General features: G+C 36.1%; 27 protein-coding genes and 1 pseudogene. 16 read left to right on the plus strand and 12 right to left on the minus strand.

Going from position 1 to position 26992, the window contains the following annotated elements; genetic code table 11:
- Window positions 1–48: 48 nt before the first annotated feature.
- A complete protein-coding gene (locus FJR08_RS14535; RefSeq protein ID WP_168633634.1) occupies window positions 49–1977 on the minus strand; it encodes a protein phosphatase 2C domain-containing protein in 1929 nt (642 codons plus the stop codon).
- A gap of 235 nt (window positions 1978–2212) precedes the next feature.
- Here FJR08_RS14535 and FJR08_RS23660 point away from each other — a divergent pair.
- Window positions 2213–2314 (plus strand): annotated as a pseudogene (locus tag FJR08_RS23660) (NfeD family protein); the annotation flags it as partial.
- Here the strand turns inward: FJR08_RS23660 and FJR08_RS14540 are convergent.
- Window positions 2301–2735 (minus strand): Fur family transcriptional regulator, encoded by a 435-nt coding sequence (locus FJR08_RS14540; protein ID WP_168633635.1) that lies wholly within the window; start codon window positions 2733–2735, stop codon window positions 2301–2303. The pseudogene FJR08_RS23660 and the gene FJR08_RS14540 sit on opposite strands and share 14 nt — an antisense overlap.
- Window positions 2736–2860: 125 nt before the next feature.
- Here FJR08_RS14540 and purS point away from each other — a divergent pair, with 125 nt between their 5' ends.
- The gene (gene purS / locus FJR08_RS14545) at window positions 2861–3139 is read left to right on the plus strand and encodes a phosphoribosylformylglycinamidine synthase subunit PurS (protein ID WP_041457555.1); all 279 of its coding nucleotides are present in this window, start codon (window positions 2861–2863) and stop codon (window positions 3137–3139) included.
- 67 nt (window positions 3140–3206) lie between these two features.
- Here the strand turns inward: purS and FJR08_RS24035 are convergent, their stop codons facing one another.
- The gene (locus FJR08_RS24035; protein ID WP_256369724.1) at window positions 3207–3332 is read right to left on the minus strand and encodes a hypothetical protein; all 126 of its coding nucleotides are present in this window, start codon (window positions 3330–3332) and stop codon (window positions 3207–3209) included.
- Between the two features lie 81 nt (window positions 3333–3413).
- Between FJR08_RS24035 and purQ the strand changes: the two genes are divergently transcribed.
- The 4 genes from purQ (at window position 3414) to FJR08_RS14570 (ending at window position 11228) form a co-directional block, all read left to right on the plus strand.
- A complete protein-coding gene (gene purQ, locus FJR08_RS14555) occupies window positions 3414–4085 on the plus strand; it encodes a phosphoribosylformylglycinamidine synthase subunit PurQ (RefSeq protein ID WP_168633636.1) in 672 nt (223 codons plus the stop codon).
- Window positions 4086–4226: 141 nt separating this feature from the next.
- The gene (locus FJR08_RS14560) at window positions 4227–7265 is read left to right on the plus strand and encodes a hypothetical protein (protein ID WP_168633637.1); all 3039 of its coding nucleotides are present in this window, start codon (window positions 4227–4229) and stop codon (window positions 7263–7265) included.
- 123 nt (window positions 7266–7388) lie between these two features.
- Window positions 7389–7532, plus strand: a complete 144-nt coding sequence (locus FJR08_RS14565; RefSeq protein ID WP_168633638.1) for a hypothetical protein — start codon at window positions 7389–7391, stop codon at window positions 7530–7532.
- Window positions 7533–7679: 147 nt separating this feature from the next.
- Entirely contained in the window at window positions 7680–11228 is a 3549-nt protein-coding gene (locus FJR08_RS14570; protein ID WP_168633639.1) for a helicase-related protein, read from the plus strand.
- A gap of 121 nt (window positions 11229–11349) precedes the next feature.
- On the opposite strand, the gene FJR08_RS14575 is transcribed toward FJR08_RS14570, so the two are convergent.
- The gene (locus FJR08_RS14575; protein ID WP_168633640.1) at window positions 11350–12750 is read right to left on the minus strand and encodes a TldD/PmbA family protein; all 1401 of its coding nucleotides are present in this window, start codon (window positions 12748–12750) and stop codon (window positions 11350–11352) included.
- Window positions 12751–13442: 692 nt separating this feature from the next.
- Between FJR08_RS14575 and FJR08_RS14580 the strand changes: the two genes are divergently transcribed.
- The 4 genes from FJR08_RS14580 to FJR08_RS14595 all read left to right on the plus strand — a co-directional run bounded on the left by FJR08_RS14580 (window position 13443) and on the right by FJR08_RS14595 (window position 14813).
- On the plus strand, window positions 13443–13706 hold the full coding sequence (locus FJR08_RS14580; protein WP_168633641.1) for a hypothetical protein: 264 nt from the start codon (window positions 13443–13445) through the stop codon (window positions 13704–13706).
- Window positions 13707–13846: 140 nt separating this feature from the next.
- Window positions 13847–14104 (plus strand): hypothetical protein, encoded by a 258-nt coding sequence (locus FJR08_RS14585; RefSeq protein ID WP_015078402.1) that lies wholly within the window; start codon window positions 13847–13849, stop codon window positions 14102–14104.
- Window positions 14105–14222: 118 nt separating this feature from the next.
- Complete coding sequence (locus FJR08_RS14590) at window positions 14223–14531, plus strand: DUF3181 family protein (protein WP_015078403.1); 309 nt, start codon at window positions 14223–14225, stop codon at window positions 14529–14531.
- Window positions 14532–14588: 57 nt separating this feature from the next.
- Complete coding sequence (locus FJR08_RS14595; protein ID WP_015078404.1) at window positions 14589–14813, plus strand: hypothetical protein; 225 nt, start codon at window positions 14589–14591, stop codon at window positions 14811–14813.
- Window positions 14814–14879: 66 nt separating this feature from the next.
- Here FJR08_RS14595 and FJR08_RS14600 read toward each other — a convergent pair whose 3' ends face one another.
- The 7 genes from FJR08_RS14600 to FJR08_RS14635 all read right to left on the minus strand — a co-directional run bounded on the left by FJR08_RS14600 (window position 14880) and on the right by FJR08_RS14635 (window position 19162).
- Complete coding sequence (locus FJR08_RS14600; RefSeq protein ID WP_168633642.1) at window positions 14880–15341, minus strand: ABA4-like family protein; 462 nt, start codon at window positions 15339–15341, stop codon at window positions 14880–14882.
- Window position 15342: 1 nt separating this feature from the next.
- Window positions 15343–16392: a cobalamin biosynthesis protein CobW gene (cobW, locus tag FJR08_RS14605; protein WP_168633643.1), complete on the minus strand. Its 1050-nt coding sequence runs from the start codon at window positions 16390–16392 to the stop codon at window positions 15343–15345.
- Window positions 16393–16511: 119 nt separating this feature from the next.
- Complete coding sequence (locus FJR08_RS14610; protein WP_015078407.1) at window positions 16512–16955, minus strand: type II toxin-antitoxin system VapC family toxin; 444 nt, start codon at window positions 16953–16955, stop codon at window positions 16512–16514.
- Complete coding sequence (locus FJR08_RS14615; protein ID WP_168633644.1) at window positions 16948–17202, minus strand: hypothetical protein; 255 nt, start codon at window positions 17200–17202, stop codon at window positions 16948–16950. Before FJR08_RS14615 ends, FJR08_RS14610 begins: the two co-directional genes overlap by 8 nt.
- A gap of 170 nt (window positions 17203–17372) precedes the next feature.
- Window positions 17373–18353: a pentapeptide repeat-containing protein gene (locus FJR08_RS23665; RefSeq protein ID WP_254435761.1), complete on the minus strand. Its 981-nt coding sequence runs from the start codon at window positions 18351–18353 to the stop codon at window positions 17373–17375.
- Window positions 18354–18522: 169 nt separating this feature from the next.
- Window positions 18523–18924, minus strand: a complete 402-nt coding sequence (locus tag FJR08_RS14630; RefSeq protein ID WP_168633645.1) for a type II toxin-antitoxin system HicB family antitoxin — start codon at window positions 18922–18924, stop codon at window positions 18523–18525.
- 1 nt (window position 18925) lies between these two features.
- A complete protein-coding gene (locus FJR08_RS14635; protein ID WP_168633646.1) occupies window positions 18926–19162 on the minus strand; it encodes a type II toxin-antitoxin system HicA family toxin in 237 nt (78 codons plus the stop codon).
- A 353-nt stretch (window positions 19163–19515) separates the two neighbouring features.
- Between FJR08_RS14635 and FJR08_RS14640 the strand changes: the two genes are divergently transcribed.
- The gene (locus tag FJR08_RS14640) at window positions 19516–19854 is read left to right on the plus strand and encodes a XisI protein (protein ID WP_168633647.1); all 339 of its coding nucleotides are present in this window, start codon (window positions 19516–19518) and stop codon (window positions 19852–19854) included.
- 155 nt (window positions 19855–20009) lie between these two features.
- Here the strand turns inward: FJR08_RS14640 and queC are convergent, their stop codons facing one another.
- Window positions 20010–20693, minus strand: a complete 684-nt coding sequence (gene queC, locus FJR08_RS14645; protein WP_168633648.1) for a 7-cyano-7-deazaguanine synthase QueC — start codon at window positions 20691–20693, stop codon at window positions 20010–20012.
- Window positions 20694–21269: 576 nt separating this feature from the next.
- Here queC and FJR08_RS14650 point away from each other — a divergent pair.
- From FJR08_RS14650 to FJR08_RS14670, 5 genes are all read left to right on the plus strand, one after another.
- A complete protein-coding gene (locus FJR08_RS14650) occupies window positions 21270–22352 on the plus strand; it encodes a Gfo/Idh/MocA family protein (protein ID WP_041457566.1) in 1083 nt (360 codons plus the stop codon).
- A gap of 364 nt (window positions 22353–22716) precedes the next feature.
- Complete coding sequence (locus FJR08_RS14655; protein ID WP_168633649.1) at window positions 22717–23868, plus strand: ParM/StbA family protein; 1152 nt, start codon at window positions 22717–22719, stop codon at window positions 23866–23868.
- A gap of 5 nt (window positions 23869–23873) precedes the next feature.
- Window positions 23874–24335 (plus strand): hypothetical protein, encoded by a 462-nt coding sequence (locus tag FJR08_RS14660; RefSeq protein ID WP_015078414.1) that lies wholly within the window; start codon window positions 23874–23876, stop codon window positions 24333–24335.
- A 755-nt stretch (window positions 24336–25090) separates the two neighbouring features.
- Window positions 25091–26422, plus strand: coding sequence for a folate/biopterin family MFS transporter (locus tag FJR08_RS14665; protein WP_168633650.1), 1332 nt, complete (start codon window positions 25091–25093; stop codon window positions 26420–26422).
- 23 nt (window positions 26423–26445) lie between these two features.
- Window positions 26446–26992, plus strand: a 547-nt coding sequence (locus FJR08_RS14670; protein WP_174783105.1) for a carotenoid oxygenase family protein, incomplete at its 3' end; no start/stop codon positions are given.

The following is a 26992-nucleotide window of genomic DNA, read 5'->3' on the forward strand; positions in this document are numbered from 1 at the left end:
CCTCCCCTACTTCCCCTACCTCCCCTACCTCCCCTACCTACTCCCTACCTACTCCCTACCTGGACAGAATTCTCGCACCTTTTGGGGAAGTTGCCGACAGACTTGTGAGAATGATTGGGGAGATAATTGCCACCAAGCAAATAAACCGACAGTGGTACTTCCCAGCAACAAAACTAATAATCTCGCAAATAGTCCCAAACCTTTGCTTCTAGATGGTTTTATCGGTGCTGTCTGTGCTTCTGTCAGACTTAAATCAAGCAGGGCTTGGGAACTTGCGGCTAAATCTGTTTCTATGGATGCTGTGATAATTAATGCTTCTGAATCGGGAACAGCTAAGGGTTGGGGAGGAATAATTTCTGCCGGAGGTGCGGGGATAATTGCCATTGAGGATGCTTTGGCCACACGACAAAGGGTCAATACTACAGATATATTATCTTGGCCATTCTTTTCATTGGCGAGTTTAATTAATTCCTGGGTAGCATCTGCTATGTCTAAATCGCCTGTAAGCACGGGAATTGCGTAGTCTTGCCAGGATTGTTCGACTAAATTGCGATCGCTTAAACCATCGGAACACAGCAATAAAATCCCATCTTCTTCTATGATAAATCGTTGAATCGAAAAGTTGAGAAATTCGGCTTCTTTTGTGCCTAGTGCTTGGGTCAGGGCTTTGGCTTCTGGGATTTGCAATGCTTGACGATATAAACTTTTCCCTAAACCAACTTTTCGTTTTACCATATCATCATCTACAGTCAGAAGTTGACAATAATTCTGGGTTATCCAATAAGCCCGACTATCACCAATATGGGCTAAATAAAGTTCGTGGGAATTTTCTAATTGTTCTCCTCTTTGGGGGATTTGCAAGGACATGATTAAGGTTGTGGCCATGCGTTCTTTGCCCTGGCGTTTTTCCTCGTCATTGCGCGACCATATCACATTATTAACGACTCGCAAACAAGACTCTATTTGTTGATATAATAAATTCGGGGTTAATAGTTCTGTTTGTTGTCCTATCTCTGTTAATAAAGCCCGCATTTGCAATTTGAGAGACTGCAAAGCTAATTGACTCGCAACTTCACCACCTTCATGGCCACCAATACCATCACAAATAATTGCTAGTCGTGGTTGTAATTGATCATCTATATCTCTCGGATGACTGGGATAACAAGCATCTTCATTATGTTTAATAACAGTTCCAGGATCTGTTGCCCCGGCTATGGTTAAATATAAAGGTAAGTCGGCGGCTGTTGTTAGCAATAATTCATTGAGTTGAGTATTGATGATCTGTAAATCAATTTCTGGTTGACACATTAACTCAACTATGATGTTTAGTTTTTCGGCAATTGTGGTTTTGGCTATTGTCACCCAGTTCCGCCAAGAATTACCTAAATCTTGTAAAGTTGGTGGTTCTGTACTTTGATGCAGTTCTAATAACCGAATACACCAACCTTGCACACATAAATTATCTGCTAATAGTAAACTTTGGGCAACTCCTAATTTTGATAAATGTGTCCATAGTTGGAGAATTTGCCATAACCAGTAAACTTGTCTGACGGGAGATGCTTGTTCCCAGGAGTCGGTAATTTTCGGGTAAATGCAGCCTGTTTCATCTATGGGGGCATTTTCTAGCAGTAAAATATCACCATATATTTCTGCTAAGGAAGTAAACCCATAAGCTTGGGGAATATGTAAACGTTGTGAATATAAGCTGAGATAGGGAATAACGATATTTGGCAGTTGGGCAGGTATATGTGGTAAGGTTGCAGGTTTGGTATCTAGCCAAATTTGTGGTTTGATGACTTCATATCTGTCTGCTACTTTTGTTCCTGGGGGAATTTCTGCTACTTGGTTGCCAGTTGCCCGGAGATAGCGGTAAATTAGGGGAGTGTGACAGCGATCGCAAATAGTATCCCCCACAGAGTTAATTGGTTGATCACATTCTGAATTTGGGCAATTAATAATCCGTTGAGTAGAAAGCATAATTAAATTGATGATTAGTTTTTTATGTAAATATTCACTGTATTGATGTATCTAATCTCAAGTTAAGATGGAACTGCATGGAATCAGATTTTAAGAATATTTGAACGCAGATAAACGCAGATAAACGCAGATAAACGCAGATAAACGCAGATAAGGATGGATCAATAGATTTCATGATTCTTTGCAGTCTCTCATAAAATTAGTACGAGTAAATCTATTGTAAGGGAAAAGCGTTATGCCAAGTTTTACCTTAATTTGGCTGTTAGCAGGGTCGGTTCTGTGTTTAACGGAACTTTCTTTACCATCAGCTTTTGTTTCTTTCTTCATTCCTTCTTCCTTCCTTCATTCTGACTCGGTGACTCCTGACTCGGTGACTCCTTGACTCGACATTTTGTACACAGTCCAAAAAACTCTAGAGTGTGATAAAACACTTTAAATTGATGGCTGGTTTGTAATTGGTTTTCGAGTTCATGGACAGGACATTGATGAATGGGAATGGAAATACCGCATTGTAGGCAGGTGAGATGGTGTTTATCCTGTTGTGTTAAGCTATATAAGGCTTCCCCATTTGCCAAAGTTCGCACTTGCACTAAGCCTTCTAATTTGAGAGCATCCAAGGAACGGTAAACTGTTGCTAAACCCATGCTTTGTTTGAGATTACGTAATTCTACGTAAATATCCTGGGCAGAAATGCCTTGTTTAAGATTTTGTAACAGGTTTAAAATCCGTTCTTGACTACGAGTATGTATGGCTCTCATAAATGTTTGTTAAATTTGTATCTATGTAGGGGGAATTCATCAATTCCCCTACTCCTCATTATATTTTCACTCAGTTAGACCATAAAAGTTATAGGATAGCGATCGCAGCATTCAGCAAAAAGCCTGTGCAAATAAAATATATAGCTAAAATTTTCGTGACACTTAGGACTTCAGTTTTAGATCCTGCTGGTGTGGCTGTACAATCTGGCCTCAAACAAATGGGATACGACAACGTCGAACAGGTGAGAATTGGTAAGTACATTGAGTTAACCATTGTCGCACCTGATGAAATGAAAGCACGTCGAGACTTAAATCAAATCTGTGACCAAATGTTATCTAATCCGGTCATCGAAAATTATCGCTTTGACTTGATTGAGGTAGAATCACAAACTGGCGTATTTTGAAATGGGTAATGGGTAATTGGTGATTGGTGATTGGTAATGGGTAAGAGGGAAAATTCTTGCCTTTTGCCTATTCCCTGACAACTGACAACTGTACGGGCGAAGCATTTGGAGAACTATTTTTGGCAATGACCGATAATTTATCTTCCAAATGCTTCGCCCCTACTGACAACTGACAACTGTACGGGCGAAGCATTTGGAGAACTATTTTTGGCAATGACCAATAATTTATCTTCCAAATGCTTCGCCCCTACTAACAACTGACAACTGACAAACAATGAAATTCGGTATTTTAGTTTTTCCAGGTTCTAATTGTGATCGTGACGTTGCCTATGTTACTAGAGATTTACTAGGACAACCAACGCGCATGGTTTGGCATCAAGAGACAGATATTAGTGATATAGATGTAGTGATTGTCCCCGGTGGCTTTAGTTATGGGGATTATTTGCGTTGTGGGGCGATCGCTCGCTTCTCTCCTGTGATGCAGCAAGTGATTAATCATGCACAACAGGGTAAATTTGTCATCGGTATTTGCAACGGGTTTCAGGTATTAACTGAGGCTGGTTTATTACCGGGAGCATTGGCTAGAAATCAGGATTTGCACTTTATATGCGATCGCTCTCCCTTGAAAGTTGAGCGTAATAATTTACCTTGGACTCAAGGTTATGCGGAAGGGGAAATCATCACTTTACCCATTGCCCACGGAGAGGGGCGATTTTACGGTGACGAAACCACTTTAGCAGAAATCGAAGCCAACGGACAAGTTTTATTTCGTTATCAAACAAATCCCAACGGTTCACTCAATAACATTGCGGGGATTTGTAATCTGCAAGGTAATGTTTTGGGCATGATGCCACATCCAGAAAGAGCAGCAGATTCCGCGTTAGGGAATAGCGATGGTTTGCGTTTGTTTGAGGGGTTGTTGGGGAAGGTAGCGGCTTTGGTGTAACTGACTGATAAACAGATCCCTGACTTTTTGGAAAAGTTGGGGATCTATAATTTATTTTTTATTTATATATCTTGACTTGTCAAATCGCAAGGGATTATTATTTATAGTAATTAATTTTAAAAACAACAAGGAAGGGTGCAAATGAACAAAATAACCATAAATCCAGACTTAGCCAATGTTGATTATACTGATTTATTGGTGAAGATCTTAAAAATTCTCAAAGAAAAGCAAATATTCACAATTTCTCCAGATAATCAAAGGGTACTGATTAATATTAATCAAGTAGTGAATGAAGTTATTGATTTACAACCATATAATCCTTTAGGAAATGAGAGATCAGTGCGTACTGCTACTCTAAATTTTAGTTCCGGTTCTCAAGATTCATTTAGTCAACAAATTAAAGAAATTACTGCTGATATTCAGCAACATTTAACAGCAGCTATTCAGAAAAATCCTGAAAATCACTCAACAAATAGAGTTGAATTTATTAAAAAATTAATGACTGATTTGCAGACATTCAAAGGAGAATATAAGAAAGATGAGAAAACTAAAACACCAATTTTAGATTTTACCTATCCATTTCCTCCTGCGACAAATTTGGAAAAGCAAAGATTGACAGTTAACAGAAACGAAAATAGCCAACAGAAACAACTATTAAAAGCGCATAATGTCAAATTTTCTGTAGATAAACCTCGTGATTTTCAATCAACCCTATTAACAGGAATTAATAATTTTATTGATATAAAATTTGCTGGGATAAATTCTCAAGATCGAGAAGATTTAGAGGATATTATTGATAACTTAGAAAAAAATACCAACTCGGATATTTACAGCTTAGAAAATCTAGTTAACCAAGAAACATTAGGAAAATTAAAAAAATTAGCTAAAATCAAATATTTAGAATTTCTCTCAGAAAACATTGATAAAAATGCTAGTGATGACAACTTAAAAGGGAAGATATATTTAGAAGATCTAATTAGAAGATTGAACCTATTAGAAGATCATATCAACGATAGCAATAAAGCAGATGGAGAATATCAAGTTAGTTATGCGGGAATATCAGTTAATTATCAAACCATGTTTTCTCGCAGTGAAGCATATGATATCTTACCGATTATTCCCAACATTGAAGGTTATTTAGGAGAAACAGAAGATCCAAATCGAGAGAAAATAGAATTTACCTTTGGGTTGAAATTAAAATTTGATGGTAAAGTTCAAGCTTATGGAGGTAAAACAGTTTTTGATTATCATCTCAATCTTTTAAATCCAGATAGTCAAGAACATAAAACTGAAATTGCAGATGATTCAAGAAAATCTAATTTTGTCTATAAAATTCTAAAAATAGCCTTTTTATATTATTTCATATTTGCATCTCGTCAAAATTCCCAAGCAGAAAATTATCACCCCCAAAGCGAGTTAGAATATAATCCTCTTGAAAAATTTGAAAAAGATGTACTTCCAGTATTAAGAGGGAGTGATGATGAAGCTAAAAAGAAACTATTTAAAAGTTGGATAGCGGGTTTTACTAAATTGAACGTTAGGGAAAAAATCAAAACTCTCAAAAAAGTTTTAATAAGTTTGATCAAAAGAGAAACTCCATTTCCCAGTAGAGACTATCCTGTACATATTTCCGTGAAGAATAGTATTTTAGAAGATGACATTGACACTATTAACGAAAGAGAGACAATCTTTAAAGATGCGTTGCGAAGAAATTTTAAAGATTGTTTGAAATATATCAACATAGGAAATGCAACCACGCAGAAAAACTTACTGATTACTCTTCCCGCAAAAATAAGTATTAGTGAAATTCATTTTTTAGAGACAGAAGATAAAGAAACTTTCGAGATGGAATATGATATTCCTCAAGGTATTGAGGTTTTACCAGTCATATTTTTAGCAATGAAACAAGGGAGTGAATTTTATAACAAAAACTTACAACATCGGAAATTACTAATTTTCCCCCAACGTTCAGAAAATGACAAACTAGAAATCCATCAAGAAATTATTTACAAAATAACATATAGCTTACTAGCGTATATTTGTCTTCACGTCATCCTTGAAAAACAAAGGAAAGTATTTATTCCTCTTTTAAGAATACATCTTAAAGAAAAAACCGACAACGCACCAATAGAAAAATTTATAGTTTCCTTAACTAAAGTATTATCTCATTTATTTAATGATGGATATCGCAGTAATGAACAGGGAATAGTTATTACTAATAAAGTGACATATAAAATCCCTAATGTTCTGAGTTCCTTGTATTCAGTTCTCCCCAAAAAATTTCAGTTATCAGAAAGTGATAAATTTGCATTTCAGGAACTTGATAAAATTGCAATTATCGTAGTTTCCAGTCGAGAAACTGATAGTACATGGGTAACAAAAGCGAAGAAATCTAACCTCATGGGAGAAATTATTACCTTACAAATGAAACCCAAACGTGTGAGATTTCAGCTTTTGAAAACCTTCTCAGAAAACTTTGATGATCATGAGAAGATGTTTGAATATCCTACCGTAGTAGTTGATAATGTAGACAAACTTTATCAAAAAGGGTACAGACACTTTCTTTATATCGCAAAAGTTCCCTATAGCAGCACATTACATATTACCCAAACTGAAAAAGATGAAGAATTATTTTTTATGTCGAAAAATGTTATTACCGCATTAACAAAAGAAAAACATGATATCAAAATTTATCCGATGTTTTTTGAAAAATACTACGCAGTAAAAGTTTCCGGGATAAAATCAACATCATTATATATTCAAGACACCCTGGAACTTACCAACTTAGCAGAAGATAAGAATAAAAAATCTGTCATCTTTTTTAACTTATTCAATGGCATCGCACTTTCTGAAGATAATCATTATCATGGAGTCATGTCTTATGCGACATTATTAAACATTTACGATGGTATTTTAGATGATAAAGATATCAGAAACGGATTAATTTATGATGATAGTCAATTAAAAAATGAAATTTTGCAATGTTTAACCTTGTTTCATTTTTCTCGTTATGAAAAGTCGAGAGATATTCAATTAAAATTAGATCCCTATCAAAATTTAATCGGAGATGAATCAGTTAGTCAAGTTGCGTTATTTCCCCATAGTCGCAGCAAAGGAAATTTCAACTCCCTAGCATTTTTAACTCACATCAAACAAATACTCAACAAACAAGACAAATAAAAAATTGTCGGTTGGATTGAGTTTTCGCTTAAACCAACATATCTGAAAATAACCAACAACAAAATTTTGATAATGTTAATGTTGGGTTTCCTTGTGTCAACCTAACCTACGGAGGAAAAAAAGATGTCAGCAAAAATAGCCGATGATTTAGGAAGATTATTTGAGGTAGGATTTAATATGGGAATTTTATCTTATATTCAACAAAATAATCTCAAAAATCGGTTTGGAAGCCAGGGGAAACGCATCTTATCAATAAGGACTATTTAATCTCAATAATGACCCAAAAATTTGCATTAACGTCTACTTATTGACAATAATTTAAACCATCACGATGACTCTGAAAAAATCCATCAAACGATAAATACCGATTCTTTCGTTTATACACAAAAATGGTATTTTGTCAATAAAATTTAGATGCGTTTCCCCTGGTTTGGAAGCTTATACCATGATGAACTTAAAAATCTCAGATTTTCAGAAATCAGAAAAACTATAGTTAGGAAAGTTGTCAGTAAATTAGATCAAAAAATAGCTGAAACCTGGTGTCAATTTTTTGTACAAAAAGGGTTTTTATGTGGTTTAAACTTCTTCCAAGAATATCTCAAATCTATTGGATGTGATCAAAAGGAAAAGTTTCGACATTTAGAAATTATATATTATCAATGTTGTTTCAATGGTGATAATAGCATTGGTACTCATGAAGTTAATAATAAACAATGGTTTAAAGATGTTCTTTCCCAGTTTGAAAATTTAGACAATGTTTTTGATGATATTAATATATATAAAAGTAAAGGTGATTTTCTCAACGCAGATACTTTAATCTTGCTAAAATATCGGCGTACATATCGGGTTTTATGTCTGGATTTATCGGTGTTTTCTATCCACACTGATGAGGATATAGAAAATATTGACTATGTAGAAATTATTCGCCGGTTATTGATGCGAGATGTTAACTATATTCGTTCTCAAAGTGTATTTTCTAGTTTGCGAATTGATACCGAATCTTTAGGTTTAGATTTTTCCCCCAGTTTAAAGGAATATTTTACAGCTTTTAAATCTAAGGATAAGGAAAGCGCGAAATTAATTCAAGCTGCTGGTTATATTTATAGCTTCTGTCAGTTTCTCGAAAAAACGGCGATTATCCCCAATATATCACAGTTAGTATGTAATGCGGTGGGATACAGCGATCGCTCATTTAATACTATCTCTATTCAAGCAGAAAATCTCGACATTTTCCAAACTTGTTATCAAATATATAAACACCATGATAACCAAGAAGAAATTATATCAGCACGTCATCGAGTCTTGGATAAAATTAAACGTAATGCTGCTATTAGTTTTGATCAAGGAAAAGAATTTGTCAACTCACTGTTAGAGATTACTCCAAATACCATCAATATTTTACCGCTTCACACAGAACATATTAACAATTTTTATAACTCCGTCGCCACAGTACCATCAGAGTTAATTTCTAATTTACACTTAATCGGAAATCCCAACTTTCGACAAGCACATAATCAACTAATTAAAAAATATCTCCTTTCTGAAAATACCTACATCTTCTTAACCGGAAATCCAGGAATTGGAAAAACTACCGCTATTGTGAATTTTCTCACACAATATAAAGATGAAGGTTTCTTATTATTCTACGTCAGTCCCCGCAAACAAGTCAATCTTGATATCATCGAAAAATTCAAAGATCAGCAAAATGAAAAATTGATTGATGACAGAATTTTTGCAATAAATACTCACAGCAACTTAATCCAAGATAATCATGGTAAATGTTCAGTCGCATATACCTCAAACCAACATGAAGATGATTTTTATTTAGGGGAAGTTCATTTTCTCAACAGTAAAAATGTGGAAAGAAAATCTCGACGAAAAAACAGACTAGAACATATTACCGATCATACATTTCAAGATATTGGACAAAAAACTAAAGGAGTATTAAATAGTATTTGCGAAGGATTGTATAACCTGATTAGCTGTGAAAAATATAATCAGATTATTGCTACAGCTTCCACTCAGTCATTGAAAAAAACCGACTATGGAGATACGTTAAAACATCTTACTAAAATTTTTTGTGACGCATACAACGAAAGAGAAAGTCAAGTTTTTCCAGAGAAAATGCAAAATATTTCTCGTCGCATCAAACATCTATTTATTATGATAGATGAAATTACTGGAGATGAAGGAGGAGTAGAATTTTTAGCTGGGATTCAAAAAATTGTTACCCGTTATGAGTTAACAAAACCTGGAAATGGTTTTAACACTAAAATTATTGTTGCTGATGCTTCTATAGTTGATAAAAATGTCATCCGTCAACATTTAGAAGATACTACCCCCGAACCTAATAAAATTTTCTTTCGTCAAGCAGAAGAAAATATTCAACCTCTGTCAGTGGAATCTTTCACATTTAACAATTTACCCGCTATCATTATTAATACTAATACATACCCAGCCAAAAGCTTAACTATCAATTATCAAATTCTTATTGAATCTTGTCAATTTACCGATAAAGCCAAATTACGGGATAAATCTAATTTAGAGAAAGAATTACAAACTCAAATTTTCCAAGATATTCAAAATCTCTTGCAAAAATCTGACGTTGAACAAGTTATAGTTTATATCCAAAATAAATCCAAATTAGCAGAACTCATTGATAAAATCCAATCAAAGTTAGGAAGAGACAACTTTACCAAAAATATCCATTACCTAGAAATACACGCAAATATATCTGAACATGAAAAGCAAGAAATTAAAAAATATCAAGAAACTGTCAAAGTCGTTTTCATGACAGCTTCAGGAAGTCGCGGTTTATCTTTTCCTAAAGCCAAACACATCTTAGTAGAAATTCCTAAGTTTGAAATTGAAAAAAACCTCATGGAAATTATTCAAGTAATTTACAGAGGAAGAGGAAATGATCTTATAGATAATCAAGATAAATACCTAACTTTTTATTTAGCAGAACGTTCAATATATTATCAAGATCATCCCCAACTCTCTGTCCAGGAAAATGTTTTGAGTTTATTAAATCTCCTCTTAATTCTCAAAGCATCAATTATGACAAGAATTCAAGGTTATGGTATGATTGGTAGAAAAAAATATATTCTAATTCCCATTGGAGGAAAATCGGTTTTAGCTGCTGGAGAAACCTTTTCTAGTCAAATCGCAAATCTGATTAACCAACTTAAAAAAGAATATAATATCAACAAAAGTCATCTGTTATTAAAACAAGCTTATACCAGTTTAGAATTACTCATGGGAGATGGTGATTTTCTGGTACAAAAAACCACAGAAGAAAGTTATTTAGCTATTCGAGATAATTTCAATCACAAATTTCTAGAAATTGCGAAAACTTTTGATCAATTACTGGATTTTAGACCATTGGAATTAGGCTATATTAGTGGTGGTTTATTAATAGTACCCAGTCAAAACATCGAAGAATCATATCAAATGCGATTATTAGATATTGAAAAATACGCAAATGCAGAATTATGGGAAAATCTCAAAAACATTAGTAGAAGCAAAATCTATCCAGAAAGTCTCACTTATGCGGTTAAAAACGCCATAGAATTAGTTGAAAGACTCAGAAACGCACCACCAAAAACCCAGAACTTTATCCAGAAAAGTCAACACAGTTATCAATATTATGCTTTACCATTATTTGCATTTATTAGTGGTAAAGTCATGAAAGAATACTTTGAAAGTGAAATTGAAGAACCAGAAGATCAACGTTTTAAAGATATTTTATCTATCTACATTCGTTCACTATATCCCGTCGGTAATGTTTTACCAATTGGTCATAATTACAAAGAATTTCCCTTTGTGGTATTTAGAAGTTATAGCTTAGAAGAAATCAGAAACAAAATATTTACAGAAAAGTACCTATTAAATTCTCATGAGTTAAATGTCCTCAATTTAATTCTTTCTTCCTCAATATCTCCCATAAGTCCCCAAAAATAAAATCCCCGACTGCGGGGAGAAGTCGGGAATCTAAAATGAATGATAATTTTTCGCGTTTTATGGGTTGAAGCTATTGACTCGCGCCAAAAAATATGTTAGACTGAATCTTGATAAGGAAGAACTATTCTCCACTTTCCCCTCCCACCACCACATCCCGAATTCGTAAACTGGGACCACCGCAACCGACAGGTAAACCATTTTGTCCACCTTTACCACAACCCCCGGATTCATCCCAGTAAAAATCATCACCAATGGCTTCGATATCTGCGAGGGTTTGGAAAACATTACCGGAAAGGGTGACATCTTTCACAGGTTCAGCAATTTTGCCATTTCTAATCATCCAGGCTTCCCCAGCACTGAAAGTGAACATTTCCCCGTTCGTCATTCCCCCTAACCAATTTTGGGCAAAAACACCTTCTTTAATCCCCGTAAATAAATCTGCGACGGGAGTTTTACCCCGTTCAATCCAGGTATTTGTCATTCTCACAATGGGGGAATAGTGATAATTAAGACAACGGGCGTTTCCTGTGGGTTTCTCATCCAATTTACCAGCAGTTTCACGGGAATGCAGTCTCCCAACTAATACACCATCTTCAATTAACTGGGTAGTTGTCGCAGGTGTACCTTCATCATCGTAAAAATAACTACCGCGATGTCCTTGGGGTGCAGCACCATCAAATATTTGCAGTTCTTCCGGTCCAAAACGTCTTCCTAGAGTCATAACTTCGAGAATATCGGGATTTTCATAAGCCATATCTGCTTCGGAAAGATGTCCAAAGGCTTCATGCACAAACAAACCGCTGAGAATGGGATCAATAACTACAGTATACGTATTACCCTTAACAGATGGTAGAAATAAAGACGTAACTGCTCTTTCTGCTGCACCTTTAACTTGTTTGTCTAAATTAGTTAAGTCTTCGTAGGCTTTGCGAGAACCAGTGGTTTCTCTACCAGTTTGCACAGTCTCCCCATTCCTGGCTGTGGCTGCAAAGCGCATTTCCATATCTACCCAAGATTGATCAATGAAAGTTCCTTCAGAGGTGACAATAATGACTCTTTGGGTGCTGTCACTGTAATGAACTGAGGTGGTAGTAATTCGGTGATCAACTGTTTTCAGGAGGTCAGTATAGCGATCGCATAATTGTTTTTTCTGCTTTAGCGAAACCTGGCGGGGGTCAGTACCCAATAAAGGCAATCTACATACAGCTTGTACGGGATCAATGGCTGCAAGTATAGTCTCTTCATCACCCACTATCCGGGCTGCGGCAATGGCTTCTTCTATGCGGTCTTCAATGGTTGTTAATTTATTAAAACTACTTAATCCCCAACCACCTTTATAACAAGTGCGAACATGACCACCAATAGAAATTCCCTCGCTGAGAGTTTCCACTTTATCACCCCGCAAGACAATATCTGTTCCCTCGGCTTCTTCCAAGCGAATCATCAAATAATCCACACGGGAAGAATAACGGGAAATTAAATCTGAGAGGAGATTTTGAACGTCAGTAAGTTTAGTTTTCATTTTATAAATCGCTATAAATTACATTTATTTTCTGATTGAAAAACATATTTTGGAGTTATCATAATCTTTACTTATCTATATGAATATAAAAACCAACATAGAACCATCTTAAATCATAACAGCTTACTTGATCATTTTGAAAGAAGTTAAAATCTTTTACAGCACTTTCCGGTGTTATGAGGTACATATTCAGCGGGCAAGATGCCCGCACTACAAGAGTTTCATAATTCAAGTTTGTACCTCATTAGAGCGAAATCTGCTGTAATACTTATTTTACCTCCTAACTTATAAATTCCCTTGCCAATAAATTTTTAATAATTTTTGCAAAATCGTAACTATGGATACATCCAATTCTTGCAACCGTGGATAACATGATAAAAATATTCACATAGTAAAAAAACATCAAGAACCAAAAAACCATTGTTCTTGTTCATCTTTCTATTTTCATAAACAGCAGCCCACAGGAGTTTGCCTTCCTCAATAATTTACCTGACAAAAATAATCTTTACAGCCTTAAACATAGGGACAAAATAACTTTATCACAATTGCGTATGACATCACAAAAACCTGTCATACCAATTTGGGATTTTAGATTGGGAATAAAAAACACCTTTGCAGTCACTTCCCACCATCCTAAATATCCGCAGTTAGCGTCCTTGTGATATTTCAACTAAACAATCAAGGAGTTCACTATGGTTCGACAAATGTGCTGGTTATCTAAGTCTAACGGCGATGATGAAAAGATTTTGTACTTGCAAACTGCACCTGGACAACCTTGGCGGCCTTACACAGCTTTTCCGCAATTTTCAGTTCCAGATTATCGCGTCCCTCGTGGTTCTAAAGGTTGGGCAACTTATCAAAAACTCTTTAAAGCAGGTTGGACTTTAGTACCTAGTGCCAGAGGTAGCGAATTTGGTGATAGTTGCTATGCAGAGTCAACTGTGCAGAGTTCATAGCCTATATTACCATCTGGGGAACACCATCAATATTATCTCATCCCCAGATGGGTGAAATTATTTGTGTATCTGAGCAAGTCAGTCGCAAACACCTTACAATAAATAAGGTGCGTTAACTGCTGTTACAAACATTTATATTTATGCCTCCCCGTTGGCCTCGCAAACCAGATCGTAAAGATCCAGATTTCCGTAAACTAGATGATCGCATGAATTTCGCTGTTCATGTCGGTATTTGTGCAACTGTCACTTCTGGGTTGTGGTTTTTTCACATTTTGAAAACTACTGCCTGGGAATGGCTACCTGGAGTAACAATTGGTTGGGTAGGAGTATTGCTGCTGCATCTAATTTACATTGGTGCGATCGCTAATTACGACCCCACACCACCGAAATCTACCTAAAGAAAGAAAAACAAGCTAGGGAATTCTCACCTGTGGTAGTAGATCAAGTCTAGCTAATTGAGTGATAATATGAAATAAGCTAAGATATCCCGATGTTACTAACAAAGAGGCTATATTTATGGCTAAAACTAATACCACAGAATTACTAGAAACCCTAGCCGCAGAAATTGGTGAAAGTGTTTATATAGATATTGCCAAGTGGCATCTATATCTATCTGATGCCAAACTGCATAATGTTGTGGCTGAAAAATTGTATCCTTTAATTACTTCTAAAAGCGTTAATGAAGATAAGGTAATTGCTGTTTTAGAATCTATTACTGTCAAAGTTGGTGGTGGTAGAAAGGAACTATCTTTAATTGATTTATTACCCTTGCAATGTCAAGTGACCTTAGTAGATATTGTCGAAAAATATCAACGGGAAATCTAGTCTTCATTTTCTTCCCATTGGCAAGTTTACATATTTAAATAATGGAGGTTGATCAAGATGTTTTTACAAATCAAAGATAGCCGCGATTTGGTGAAAATAGTTGATGTTCAAGAACTATTAGACCCCACTAGTAAGATTGTCCATGCCCAAGACCAAGAAGGACAAGAAGAACAGGAAACGGACATTTATCAAAAGGAAGAATTAGTATTTCCTTCTGGGGAAAAATTGCCCCGCTGTTGGTTAGATGCCAAATTTAGAGAAAGAGAAGCTGTAGCAGCTTAATTTTAAATACCTAGGGTGAACAAAAACAGATCCCCGACTTCTCCAAGAAGTCGGGGATCTAAATTCCTAAACTTCTGCTTTTTGTGTGACTATCACAGATTCAGAACCTTTAGAAAAGGCTTTTGTAATCCAATAGGTGAAAATATGAGAAAGCACACCTAAAGGACCTGCAAATAAACACAAAGCTATCGAGTGAATTGTCCAAATTCCGGTTTTTTGTCCTTCCCAATAAATCCATCTACCGACAAATAAATCCATTACCAGAAAATGAATCCAACCTGTAGCAGCAGCAGTTTCATTACTAAAAAACCTGGCTATATCTGCTAGTTGAGGATTTGATAAAGCAGCAGCATTTTCTGGAGTAATGCTAGTGACAAACAAATACAAATAAGCACCTGCTAAAACCACAAAAGGTAGATAAGATTCCATTACCTTGCGGGTAATTTTCCAATTTGGTAACAGAATCATCAAAGCCCAAAAAGGCAAAACAAAAACATTGGCAACGTTAAATAAATCTGTGATATTCATATTACAAAGCTACTAATTGAGATTCTATTACTGAAGATTGTAAATTACGACCGATAAAAACTAAACTGGTTTGTTTTGCTTCTTCTGGTTTCCAAGGACGATCATAAAATTTATCAAATCTATTACCTACACCTTGCATAACTAACCGCATGAGTTTATTCTCAACAGCCACAAAACCTTTAATTCGATAAATTTCTTGTTCCTGTGCCAGTTTTTCTAAGGTTGCTTGTAGCTTTTCGGGGTCAAAAGTGCGGTTTAAAATCACGTGAGTTGAGTTAATTTCATCATCATGATCATGGTCTTCTTCGGTGTCATGGTGACTAGGACGATTATCTAAATTATCTTCAACTGCGGCTGCAAATCCTAATAAGATAGATGGGTCTAATTTACCATAATCACTAGAGACAATTTTCACAACTCTCGGTAATTCATGCTTGACTAATTCTAGAACTTGTGCTTGGGTTTCACTATCAACTAAATCAGTTTTATTCAAGATTACTAAATCAGCACAAGCAAGTTGATCTTCAAACAATTCTTGTAATGGTGTTTCATGTTCTAGACTATCATCTTCTTGTCTTTGAGCGGCTATAGCATCTAAATCACTAGCAAATGTTCCCGCAGCAACCGCAGCACAATCTACTACTGTAATTACTGCATCTACGGTAGCTGCATTGCGAATTTCTTGCCAACGAAAGGCTTTAATTAAGGGTTTTGGTAAAGCTAAACCAGAGGTTTCAATGATAATATAATCTATACTATCTCGACGTTTAATTAATTCCCGCATTGTCGGGTAAAATTCTTCTTGAACGGTGCAGCATAAACAGCCGTTTGTCAGTTCAAATATGTTAGTTTCTGGATTTGATGCTGTTTCATCTTCGGGGCAAATTTGACAGGATTTTAATAATTCTCCATCTATTCCCAGTTCACCAAATTCGTTGACTAATACTGCTATGCGTCGTCCTTGGTTGTTTTGGAGGAGGTGACGGATAATGCTGGTTTTACCGCTTCCTAAGAAGCCTGTGATCACGGTAACGGGGATTTTTGTAGCCATGTTTTGTGTGTGGTTTTGAATTCAATTTTACCATATATTGTATAACCCAGATCCCCGACTTCTCTAAGAAGTCGGGGATCTAAACTTGTTAAGGGGTTAGGTATAGAACCAGATTTAGGTTAAGTGTGAGAGATAAAGTGTACCCAGTTTAAAGATAATTTAATACTGTTATATAAACGTTTATCTGCTGTGTAAAATTCTGCATTTAATAGCTTTGATAATGCTAGGTAATGAGCATCATAAGCAGCAGATAGTTTCAGAGTTTTTGCTAGAGTTAATGCCATTTCGTGAAGTTGGGGAAATTGAGAACTTCCATAAAGAACTATCCCCAAATTTAACGCATCTTGCAACGCTTTTTCTGTATCTTCAATGGTTAATAAATTTGCTTGATTCATGCGATGTAAAGCATTGGTGATTTCATAATAAAATAATGTGGGAGCAATAATAGTAGCAGAGTTTTGTTGCCAATTTTCCCATAGTTTGATAAATGGTGAATCCAGAGATTTACTATTAATTAAGTTAATGGTAAAACTGGCATCTACACAAATTAGATAATTATTCATGGACTTTCAATGAATTGATTAATTCTTCACATCTTTCTTCTCTCATTTCTGAGATAATATTAGTAATTGTATTTTGTAAAGATTGATTGTTAAGTCTTTGGTTAAGTATTTCTCCTCTTTGAATGATGCTTTTTTTGATAATATTCCAATCAGGTTTAATTTGTAATTCTGTTTCTAATAATTGTTTCTCTTCTGGGGATAAACAATGAATAATTTCAACTAATTTTTTGACTAATTCCCTGTTCATAGTTGTGGTTATTGGTAAGGAATAATTGTTGATATTTATTTGATTATAACGTAAGTTGCTTGATTTAACCTCAATTTTACAACAAGATCCAGATCCCCGACTTCTTAGATTAATTTACATTTTATTGACAAGATTAAAAAAGAAGTCGGGGATCTTCTTTATGCTTGCTTTTAAGAATATCCAATTTCTATCATTTTGAAAAATTCCTGGACTACTTCATCAGGATTGTTATAACATCTTTCAGAATCAAATCTTTCTACAACTTTGATACCGTTTTTCTTAAAAATGCGTTCTTTTTCTTGTTCTTCAACTCTGCGTTCTGCGGTGTGAAATGGTCCATCAACTTCTAAAACTCCCCATTTACCGTGATAACAAATCAGGAAATCAGCTTCTTTATTTTCTCTACCTTTGGGAGTGTTGAGTCGTGCTAAGGAGTTGGGTACAAATAAAACTCCAGTTCTGTCTAATGCTTCAGCAATTTTGATTTCTGTTTTTGAGCGAAAGCGTAGATTTTCCCAAGTGTGAATTGTTGAGTTTGAATAAAATTGAATGCCTTGGTTATTAATATTATTATCATTTTCGGGAGTTTTGCGTAAAATTAAATCTGTATTTTCTATAATCTTTTTATATAAACTGGCAAATTCTCCAGGTGCAAAATTACCATTTATAGGTCGTCTTTTGGCTTGATCCTCTCCAAAATAAAGATGATCAAGATAAATATATTCACAAATTACACCATCCAGGTTTGTTTCACTGTTAATTTGCCAATCTTTGATGCAAGCACCTGTTAAGATTGCATTATGAAAATTGGTAGCCATTACTTGAGAGTGAACTAAATCAGCATTAGTAAGATCAGCATTAGCAAGATCAGCCGCACACAGATCAGCCTCCCACAGATCAGCACCAATCAGGTCAGCCTTTCTCAGGTCAGCCTCACTTAGGTTAGCCATACTCAGGATAGCCTTACTCAGGTTAGCCCCACTTAGGTTAGCTTCTCTCAGGTCAGCCCCAAGCAGGATAGCCTTACTCAGGTTAGCCTCTATCAGGTTAGTATGACTCAGGTCAGGTCTTACATATTGATTTTCATTTCTCCACTCATTCCAAACCTCTACCCCTTGCTTCAGTATTGCTAAATGCTCTGGATTTGCCATAATCTAGTTTTTATACCTAAAATTGCCAATATTCGGATTTTAACCTAATTTCATTAAGTTTAATCAAAATAGCGATCGCATTTAGCATTAACTAGCGATCGCTATTAGTATTCATCAAATTTTTGAGAGTGAAAGTTTAACCAAAATCTTAACTTAGATCAAAACATTTCTACTTAACATTTGTCATGCTTAAAGACTTCACAGCATTTCTTTCACTTAACAAAAACACAAGATATTGATTAAGACTAACTCCTTCTTTCTCTGCATTTTCTGTTAATCTCTCATGCAATGATCGAGGTATCCGTAATAAAACTTTACCACTGTATTGAACTTGAGTTGAGGGTAAGGGAATTTCATCCCCATATTCATAGGCTGTTTCTATCCATAAACTACGTGCTTCTTCAATATTAAATAACGTTTCATCTGTCGTTTCTCCCTGAGTCATACATCCAGGAAGGTCTTTAATTTCTGCTACATATCCCCCATCAGGATCAGGGTAAAGTGTAACTGGATATTTCAAATTTAAGTAAAATTCCAGTGACTCACGTTCAGATTTATTTTTCTTAGACATACTACTCCCCTAATCTGAGCAGTTTTACAATCTGCTTAATATAAATTCCTTTTACTTTTTGCCCCTCTTTTTTGGGTACAATTTGTATCCGTCCATCCTCATGACGGAAAGTGTGATGACTCCCATTAGAACGAACTTCTTCAAAACCAAATGCTATTAATATACGTCTTACTTCTCCAAATCTTACTTCAACAGGGTGAGACAGAAATAACTGAATTAGTTTTTCTAGCTGACTCATAAATTAATTTCCTTTTTATTTTCATATTTTGTTTACCTCTCTGTTTATTTTGCTTATAAATATGATATCATATATAGTATCAATGTCAATATAGAATATTTCTAATAGTCACAATAAATGTAACTATTAGAACATTAATGACTTTAAAATAACTACAAATAATTACGGTATACAATTAACACATAAAATTGTAATCAATAGTTCCATATTCAGATTATACAGCGGTTTCCGCTCTTATGAGGTACAAAGTTGAATCATGAAACTCTTGTAGTGCGGGCATCTTGCCCGCTAGATATGTACCTCATAACACCGGGAAGTGCTGTATTTGATGATAAAAATGAGGAGATAGTACAATGGATACCAAATTAAAATATCAAGAAATTATCAAAAGCATATTAACAGAAACCGCCGAATATCGCGCTTCTATACCTGATGGTTATAACTCCCAAGTTTTATTTGATGATGAACATGGACGTTATCTAGTATTAGATATTGGTTGGAGTGATGATCAATATCTACATACCACACCTATTCATATAGATTTGATTGATCAGAAAATTTGGATTCAATATGATGATACAGAAGAAGGAATTGCTAATGATTTTATAGCAGCAGGTATTCCTGCACAGGATATTGTCCTTGGTTTTCGTCATCCTAAAATCAGACAATATACAAACTTTGCTGTTAGTTAATATTTCATTTTTGCCTGATTTACTTCTGCTTGAAATTCCTCTAAACTCATACTATCGTCAAACAGAGATATTTCATATTTAGACATCTTCGTGTACGTTGTGAGTTTGCGTCACTGTTAAACGAGATCTAAAAAAGTTTTTTAATTGTTTACTCTCTAACCAACTTCAGAATAATCAATAGGATCTTTTAAACCCAATTCTGCAAAAGCCGCTAATCGCAACTGACAAGAATCACAGACACCGCAAGCTGACTCACCACCAGCATAGCAAGACCAAGTGAGGTCCCAAGGAACTCCTAATTGATTACCTAATTGGATAATTTCTGTCTTCTTCAAATCAATTAACGGAGCAATAATTTTCATAGCTTCTCCCTCACGTCCTTGTTTTGTTCCCAAGCGGAAAACTTCCTGCATAGCTTCGATATAATCAGGACGACAATCTGGGTAGCCAGAATAATCTAGGATGTTAACGCCAATATATACTCTTTCTGCGGCGATCGCCTCGGCATAGCTCAAAGCAAAACTTAAAAAGATGGTATTCCGCGCTGGAACATAGGTTACAGGAATATTATCCCCCATTTCAGCGAGCGAGCGCCCTGTAGGGAGATCAATCTTCTGATCTGTCAGCGCTGAACCACCCCATTGTCCCAAGTCAAAATTAACCACTTGATGTTGAATGACTCCAGCCGCTTTAGCAATCATCAAAGCAGAATTTAATTCTTTCCTATGCCGCTGTTGATAATCCAAAGAAATAGCGTAACATTCACAGCCATCAGCCTTTGCTTTGTAAAGAACTGTCGAAGAATCTAAACCACCAGACAACAGAATTACAGCTTTCATATTCAGAATAAGAAATGGGAGATCAATAAACAGGGGTAGAAGCGGGAAATTTGACCAATTACCCATTCCTTGATAAATTGCATCCAAAAGATGGGAAAATCAACAAAATGCCACAAACAAAAATTAAATATGTCCAAAAAGACACTCAGGAATGAGAATATCAATTGTATAAATCGTCTAAAACATTATACTCTGAGTATTAACTATTTGATGACTTGTAATTTTACTTGTAGTAAGGGTGATTAATTTACCCCCTGTAAAAATCAGGTATTTATTGAACTTAGTTAATTTCCCAAATACGTACCTGAGAATTTCTACTAAGAAGTTATGAAATTTACACAGTCAACCCAAAAAAACACATAATTTTTATCATAGATGAATAAAACAGGATAATTAACAACTGCTGACCGAAAAGATTACCAGATGGCGGGAACTGAACCCAAACTTTGAAATTCTTCATAAAGATAATCACTATGTTACCATCTGGATGGTTTAAGACAAATCAAACCTGGCGTTTAAGTATAAAGGCCAACGACCGTAGCGTCTCTAAATTTGGTGGTTGAGGAGAGAACAATAGTGCAAGATAGCATATCAGTGTCAGAACCAAATCTATATTCACAGCGCAGTCAGCCGCATCACATCCGTATAGGTGTGATTGGGGTTGGCAACATGGGACAACATCATACCCGCGTCCTGAGTTCCATGAAAGATGTGGAACTAGTCGGCGTTTCCGATATTAACGTCGAACGTGGTTTAGAAACTGCCAGCAAATACAAAGTCCGGTTTTTTGAAGATTACTGCGACTTACTACCTCATGTAGATGCAATTTGTGTTGCTGTACCTACACGGCTTCACTATGCTGTGGGTATCAACTGTTTGTTAGCAGGAATCCACGTTTTAATTGAAAAACCCATAGCGGCTAGTATTTCTGAAGCAGAATCTCTAGTTAATGCTGCGGCCGAATCTCAGTGTATTTTGCAAGTTGGTCACATTGAGCGATTCAATCCCGCCTTCAGGGAACTCACCCAAGTCCTCAAAACCGAGGAAGTTTTGGCTTTAGAATCTCACCGCATGAGTCCTTATTCAGCGCGGGCGAATGATGTTTCCGTAGTCCTGGATTTAATGATCCATGACATTGATTTGCTGCTAGAATTAGCCGCCTCACCAGTAGTAAAATTGACTGCTAGTGGGACTCGTTCTTTAGACTCAGGTTATTTAGATTATGTAACTGCCACCTTGGGGTTTGCCAATGGTGTTGTTGCCACGCTTACAGCCAGCAAAGTTACTCATCGCAAAATTCGCCGCTTAGTTGCCCATTGTAAAAATTCATTTACAGAAGCAGATTTTCTCACTAATGAGATATTGGTACATCGGCAAACACCGATAAATCCTCTGATTGACCACCAAAAAGTCCTCTATAGACAAGATGGTTTAATCGAAAAGGTTTATACCAGTAATGTTCAGCCTCTCAGTGCAGAATTAGAGCATTTTGTCAACTGTGTCCGTGGTGGCAATCAGCCTTCTGTCGGTGGTGAACAAGCTCTCAAAGCTTTACGTTTGGCTAGTTTAATTGAGCAAATGGCTTTAGAAGAAAGAGTTTGGAATCCATTAGAGTGGTCTTCGGAATCCAGAGTTCAATCGTTGACATCAAGCATTTAGTTAGATGTAGCTAAAACTGGCAGTGGGGGGAAATTAATGATTTTTTCTCCCACCATATCAGGAGTCAGAACTCAGGAGTATTGATAAAATAATCTTCTGCAACTAATTTTAGCAATTAAAGTAGGACTACTTGCTATAGTGTTGATTTGTTGGCAAATCAATTACAAGCGTAAAAACACCAAATCAGGAAGAAAAGCCGGACATCTACCGAAAACCGCCATCAAAAATGCTAAATCATCGAAAATTGACCATTGCCTGTTCTCAATTTTCACGTATTTCTAGTTACACTTAACCCAACCTAAAATTTTTTGGAGCTCACCTTTTTTGTAAGATGAGCATGATAACTTTTTAAAGAGGAGATTTCATGACAGACCAACCCCCCGTAGCCAATCCAATGAATGCCGCTGCCATTTCCATGAACCGTCAACCAGCAGCAGCGACACCCATGAATTCGGTAAATCCTGGAAGGCCAAGCAATATTACCGGTAAAACTATTCTGAGTGTGGATTTAGGTAGAACCTCTACAAAGACTTGTGTGAGCCGTGAACCCGCTAATGTGGCTTTCATTCCTGCCAATGTCAAGCAAACATCAATTGAGCAAATTCGCGGCGGTGTATTTGAGGCTAAGGCAACTGACCCACTGATGGATTTGTGGCTGGAGTATCAAGGTAGTGGTTATGCTGTAGGGCAATTAGCCGCCGATTTTGGGGCTAATCTTGGCGTTGGCCAATCTAAGGTAGAAGATGCTCTGGTCAAAGTATTATCATCTGCCGGGTACTTTAAACTCAGAGATGAAATTTTCGTTGTCCTGGGTTTGCCGTTCTTATCGTTGGAACAATTTGAAAAAGAAAAGGCACAGTTAAGTAGCTTGGTAACTGGACCTCATGTATTGAATTTCCGAGGTGAATCCATAACTTTGAATATTAGCAAAGTCTGGGTAATGCCCGAAGGCTATGGTAGTTTGCTGTGGTCAGAAACTCAACCTAATAAAGGCACAGCAGTTCCCGATTTTACGAAAATATCTGTAGGGATTGTTGATATTGGCCACCAAACCATTGATATGATCATGGTGGATAATTTCCGCTTTGCCAGGGCTGCTTCTAAGAGTGAAGACTTTGGCATGAGCAAGTTTTATGAACTGGTAGCTGCGGAAGTACAGGGTGCTGATAGTCAATCTTTGGCACTGATTTCTGCGGTTAATAAGCCTAAAGGCGATCGCTTTTATCGTCCTAAAGGTGCTAGTAAACCTACCAATTTAGATGATTTTCTGCCTAACCTCAAAGAACAGTTTTCACGGGAAATTTGCTCTCGTGTGTTAGCGTGGTTGCCAGAGCGGGTAACTGATGTGATTATTACAGGTGGTGGTGGAGAATTTTTCTGGGAAGATGTCCAACGTCTGCTCAAAGAAGCTCAAATCAACGCTTACTTAGCTGCACCTTCTCGCCAGGCTAATGCTTTGGGGCAGTATATTTATGGAGAAGCGCAATTATCTGCTGCTGTTCGTGCTAGGTCATAAAACCGATGTTCCAATGGTCAAAAAAGGTAGTTAAATCCGTTACGTTCAATCCAGAAATTGCTGATGAGAGCTTGTTAGCGCAGGTGGAAAACTACTTAGAGACACAGCCAGATAAAACTTTCAGTGACCTGTGCAAAGAGGCTCTTTGGAACTTTTTGTGTGTCCCAGAACCTGTACAACTAACTTCTAAGATAGCAAATGTAACCACGGTTGAACAAAAAATCGGTGAGATCCAAAATCAAATAGCTGGTTTTGAAGAACGTTTTTTCGCTAAAGAGTCTCATCGTTTGGAGTCTATGGAAAGTCAAATGTTGCAACTTACTCAACAAGTAGCAAAGTTGACAATCATCCTGAATCAGGAACCACTTACTTGTATTCCTTCTGATAGCGTTAGCGTGGCACCAGCCATACCTCAAGAAGTAGACCCTGTAATTAGTCGTATTGGTCAGTTTCTTGATGATTTCTAAGAAAAAACCAGGAAGAACCTAGTTTTTACTTCGAGAAAAATTCTTAACTAAACTACCATGAGTCCCACCCATAAGCCATTTCGGCATTATTGGTGGGATATTTTGTTTATTTGACCACAAAGATGTAGATAAGTAGGTTAGCATTGAAAATCGTCGTTATGGCACTAGGCAAGAGGCAAGAGGATTTGGACGATTTTAATTTTCGTTACATATTACTCTTCGAGAAGCCGCTCCGCGTCTACGGTTTTTTTCCGTTCACCTACTTAGTTCTCGATAAAAGTAGTAAATAGAAATTTTTGGCATTGCTTACAAAGATTGGAAAACTTTCGTCGCATTTGTTGAAAAAATTCTCAGAGAATTTGCAGAAAACTATCTAATTAATTTTGTCTGATTACTTATCAATAATCATCAGTCACATCTGCGGAATGTCCTTTGGTAGATAAACTTAGAGGTTGTTTGAAAAGTATTATATGAAACCCATAATCTCCAAAAACCTAACCCCCCTCCCCCCACTCCCTACAAGGGAATAGGGGTTTTAAAGCCTCTCCCCTGGTAGGGGAGAGGTTTGGAGAGGGGTCTGTTTACACATTAAAAACTTTTAAAACATCCTCTTATACAAATTCTATAAATGTATCAAAAGTATTGCAATTCATTGAACATGGTTGTTCGCTTTTATTCATAATTAATAAAAACTTATCCCCAATTTAAAAATCCATGATATAAAAGTAAATAAAACTTAATTTTTATTCATCCAAATGCTAAATGACTCCCCTACCTTACCCAAATTCAAAGATCTACTAACCCAAAAAATTTTCTTAGGTAATAAACCTAGTGCTGAGTTAATAGCAATTCTTACCATCTATTTTGTTCAAGGCATCTTGGCATTATCCCGTTTAGCTGTTAGCTTTTTTCTCAAAGATGAATTGCTATTAAGTCCAGTGCAGATGTCAGCAATCGTGGGCATCAGTACCATACCTTGGATGACTAAGCCATTATATGGTTTTATCTCTGATAGTTTACCATTATTTGGCTACCATAGAAAGCCTTATATAGTCCTATCTGGAATTTTGGGAAGTGCGGCTTTGGTATGTTTAGGAACAACAGTTCATACTAGCACAACAGCCACAATTATGATTGTACTTTCTTCTCTCTCTGTAGCTATTAGTGATGTGATAGTTGATTCCATAGTAGTTGAAAGAGCTAGAAGTGAATCAGAAGCCAAAATAGGTTCTTTACAATCTCTTTGTTGGGGTAGTTCAGCTATAGGTGGCTTGTGTACAGCTTACCTTGGCGGCTTACTTTTAGAATATTTTACCAACCGTACAGTATTTTTAATAACAGCATTATTTCCGCTAATTATCTCATGTGTAGCTTGGTTAATTTCCGAAAAACCTATTAATAAAGATGATAAAAAAAGCAATAACACAAAATATCAATTAGGACAGATACGCCAAGCTATTACGCAGAAAGCAATTTGGCTACCAACAGCATTTATATTTGTTTGGCACGCTACACCAAATGCCGAATCAGCATTTTTCTATTTTACAACTAACGAACTACAATTTCAACCAGAATTTTTAGGGCGAGTTCGGTTAGTCACCAGTTTGGCTTCCTTAATTGGAGTTTGGGCTTTTCAACGTTACCTGAAAACTATCCCCTTTAGAATTATGTTTAGTTGGGGGATTTTTCTATCCACAGCTTTAGGAATGACAACTTTATTATTAGTAACTCATACCAACAGACTTTTAGGAATAGATGATCATTGGTTCAGTTTAGGTGATAGTTTAATTATTACTGTGATTGGGCAAGTTTTATTTATGCCTATATTAGTATTATCAACAAAACTTTGTCCTCCCGGCATAGAGGCCACATTCTTTGCTTTAATAATGTCTGTATTTAATTTAGGAGGAACAGTTTCTTACGCATTAGGATCAATCATGATGAAATGGTTGGGAATCACAGAACATCAATTTGATTCATTATGGTTGTTAATCATTATTACTAACTGTAGCTCACTTATCCCAATATTTTTTATTAACTGGCTACCAGATGCTAAAATTGAGATTGAGCATAGTCAATCAATCTAGTTTTTCAGCATAGCAAACAAAAAATGCAAATATTAGAACCCCAAGATAGTCAAGTTTTAGAGAAATCCTACACCCTCAAAGACTGGCAAGGAGGATATGAATCTCTTACCGAAGAATATGACTATTGGATTGATGATATAGAAGGAGAAATTCCTCCAGAACTAGCAGGAACATTATTTAGGAACGGGGCTGGTTTATTAGATATCAACAAGCAAAGATTACATCATCCTTTTGATGGTGACGGAATGATTAGCCGCATTACATTTACCAATGGCCGCGCCCATTTTCGTAACCGATTTGTGCAAACAGCCGGTTATTTAGCAGAACAGAAAGCGGGTAAAATTCTTTATCGTGGTGTTTTTGGTACACAAAAACCTGGTGGTTGGTTAGCTAACATTTTTGATTTAAAAATTAAAAACATTGCTAATACAAATGTGATTTATTGGGGTAAAAAACTCTTAGCATTATGGGAAGCAGCCGAACCTTATTCACTTAATCCCCAAACCTTAGAAACATTAGGAAATGAATATTTTAACGGCGTTTTATCCAAAGGAGAAGCCTTTAGCGCCC

Source organism: Dolichospermum sp. UHCC 0260 (assembly GCF_009711985.1).
Lineage (GTDB): Bacteria > Cyanobacteriota > Cyanobacteriia > Cyanobacteriales > Nostocaceae > Dolichospermum > Dolichospermum lemmermannii.

Excerpts from the sequence above, each read along its gene's own strand:
- FJR08_RS14535 (WP_168633634.1), bottom strand. The coding sequence starts at position 1,977 with ATGCTTTCTACTCAACGGATTATTAATTGCCCAAATTCAGAATGTGAT.
- FJR08_RS14540 (WP_168633635.1), bottom strand. The coding sequence starts at position 2,735 with ATGAGAGCCATACATACTCGTAGTCAAGAACGGATTTTAAACCTGTTA.
- FJR08_RS24035 (WP_256369724.1), bottom strand. The coding sequence starts at position 3,332 with ATGCTTCGCCCGTACAGTTGTCAGTTGTCAGTAGGGGCGAAGCATTTG.
- purQ (WP_168633636.1), top strand. The coding sequence starts at position 3,414 with ATGAAATTCGGTATTTTAGTTTTTCCAGGTTCTAATTGTGATCGTGAC.
- FJR08_RS14560 (WP_168633637.1), top strand. The coding sequence starts at position 4,227 with ATGAACAAAATAACCATAAATCCAGACTTAGCCAATGTTGATTATACT.
- FJR08_RS14565 (WP_168633638.1), top strand. The coding sequence starts at position 7,389 with ATGTCAGCAAAAATAGCCGATGATTTAGGAAGATTATTTGAGGTAGGA.
- FJR08_RS14570 (WP_168633639.1), top strand. The coding sequence starts at position 7,680 with ATGCGTTTCCCCTGGTTTGGAAGCTTATACCATGATGAACTTAAAAAT.
- FJR08_RS14575 (WP_168633640.1), bottom strand. The coding sequence starts at position 12,750 with ATGAAAACTAAACTTACTGACGTTCAAAATCTCCTCTCAGATTTAATT.
- FJR08_RS14580 (WP_168633641.1), top strand. The coding sequence starts at position 13,443 with ATGGTTCGACAAATGTGCTGGTTATCTAAGTCTAACGGCGATGATGAA.
- FJR08_RS14585 (WP_015078402.1), top strand. The coding sequence starts at position 13,847 with ATGCCTCCCCGTTGGCCTCGCAAACCAGATCGTAAAGATCCAGATTTC.
- FJR08_RS14590 (WP_015078403.1), top strand. The coding sequence starts at position 14,223 with ATGGCTAAAACTAATACCACAGAATTACTAGAAACCCTAGCCGCAGAA.
- FJR08_RS14595 (WP_015078404.1), top strand. The coding sequence starts at position 14,589 with ATGTTTTTACAAATCAAAGATAGCCGCGATTTGGTGAAAATAGTTGAT.
- FJR08_RS14600 (WP_168633642.1), bottom strand. The coding sequence starts at position 15,341 with ATGAATATCACAGATTTATTTAACGTTGCCAATGTTTTTGTTTTGCCT.
- cobW (WP_168633643.1), bottom strand. The coding sequence starts at position 16,392 with ATGGCTACAAAAATCCCCGTTACCGTGATCACAGGCTTCTTAGGAAGC.
- FJR08_RS14610 (WP_015078407.1), bottom strand. The coding sequence starts at position 16,955 with ATGAATAATTATCTAATTTGTGTAGATGCCAGTTTTACCATTAACTTA.
- FJR08_RS14615 (WP_168633644.1), bottom strand. The coding sequence starts at position 17,202 with ATGAACAGGGAATTAGTCAAAAAATTAGTTGAAATTATTCATTGTTTA.
- FJR08_RS23665 (WP_254435761.1), bottom strand. The coding sequence starts at position 18,353 with ATGGCAAATCCAGAGCATTTAGCAATACTGAAGCAAGGGGTAGAGGTT.
- FJR08_RS14630 (WP_168633645.1), bottom strand. The coding sequence starts at position 18,924 with ATGTCTAAGAAAAATAAATCTGAACGTGAGTCACTGGAATTTTACTTA.
- FJR08_RS14635 (WP_168633646.1), bottom strand. The coding sequence starts at position 19,162 with ATGAGTCAGCTAGAAAAACTAATTCAGTTATTTCTGTCTCACCCTGTT.
- FJR08_RS14640 (WP_168633647.1), top strand. The coding sequence starts at position 19,516 with ATGGATACCAAATTAAAATATCAAGAAATTATCAAAAGCATATTAACA.
- queC (WP_168633648.1), bottom strand. The coding sequence starts at position 20,693 with ATGAAAGCTGTAATTCTGTTGTCTGGTGGTTTAGATTCTTCGACAGTT.
- FJR08_RS14655 (WP_168633649.1), top strand. The coding sequence starts at position 22,717 with ATGACAGACCAACCCCCCGTAGCCAATCCAATGAATGCCGCTGCCATT.
- FJR08_RS14660 (WP_015078414.1), top strand. The coding sequence starts at position 23,874 with ATGTTCCAATGGTCAAAAAAGGTAGTTAAATCCGTTACGTTCAATCCA.
- FJR08_RS14665 (WP_168633650.1), top strand. The coding sequence starts at position 25,091 with ATGCTAAATGACTCCCCTACCTTACCCAAATTCAAAGATCTACTAACC.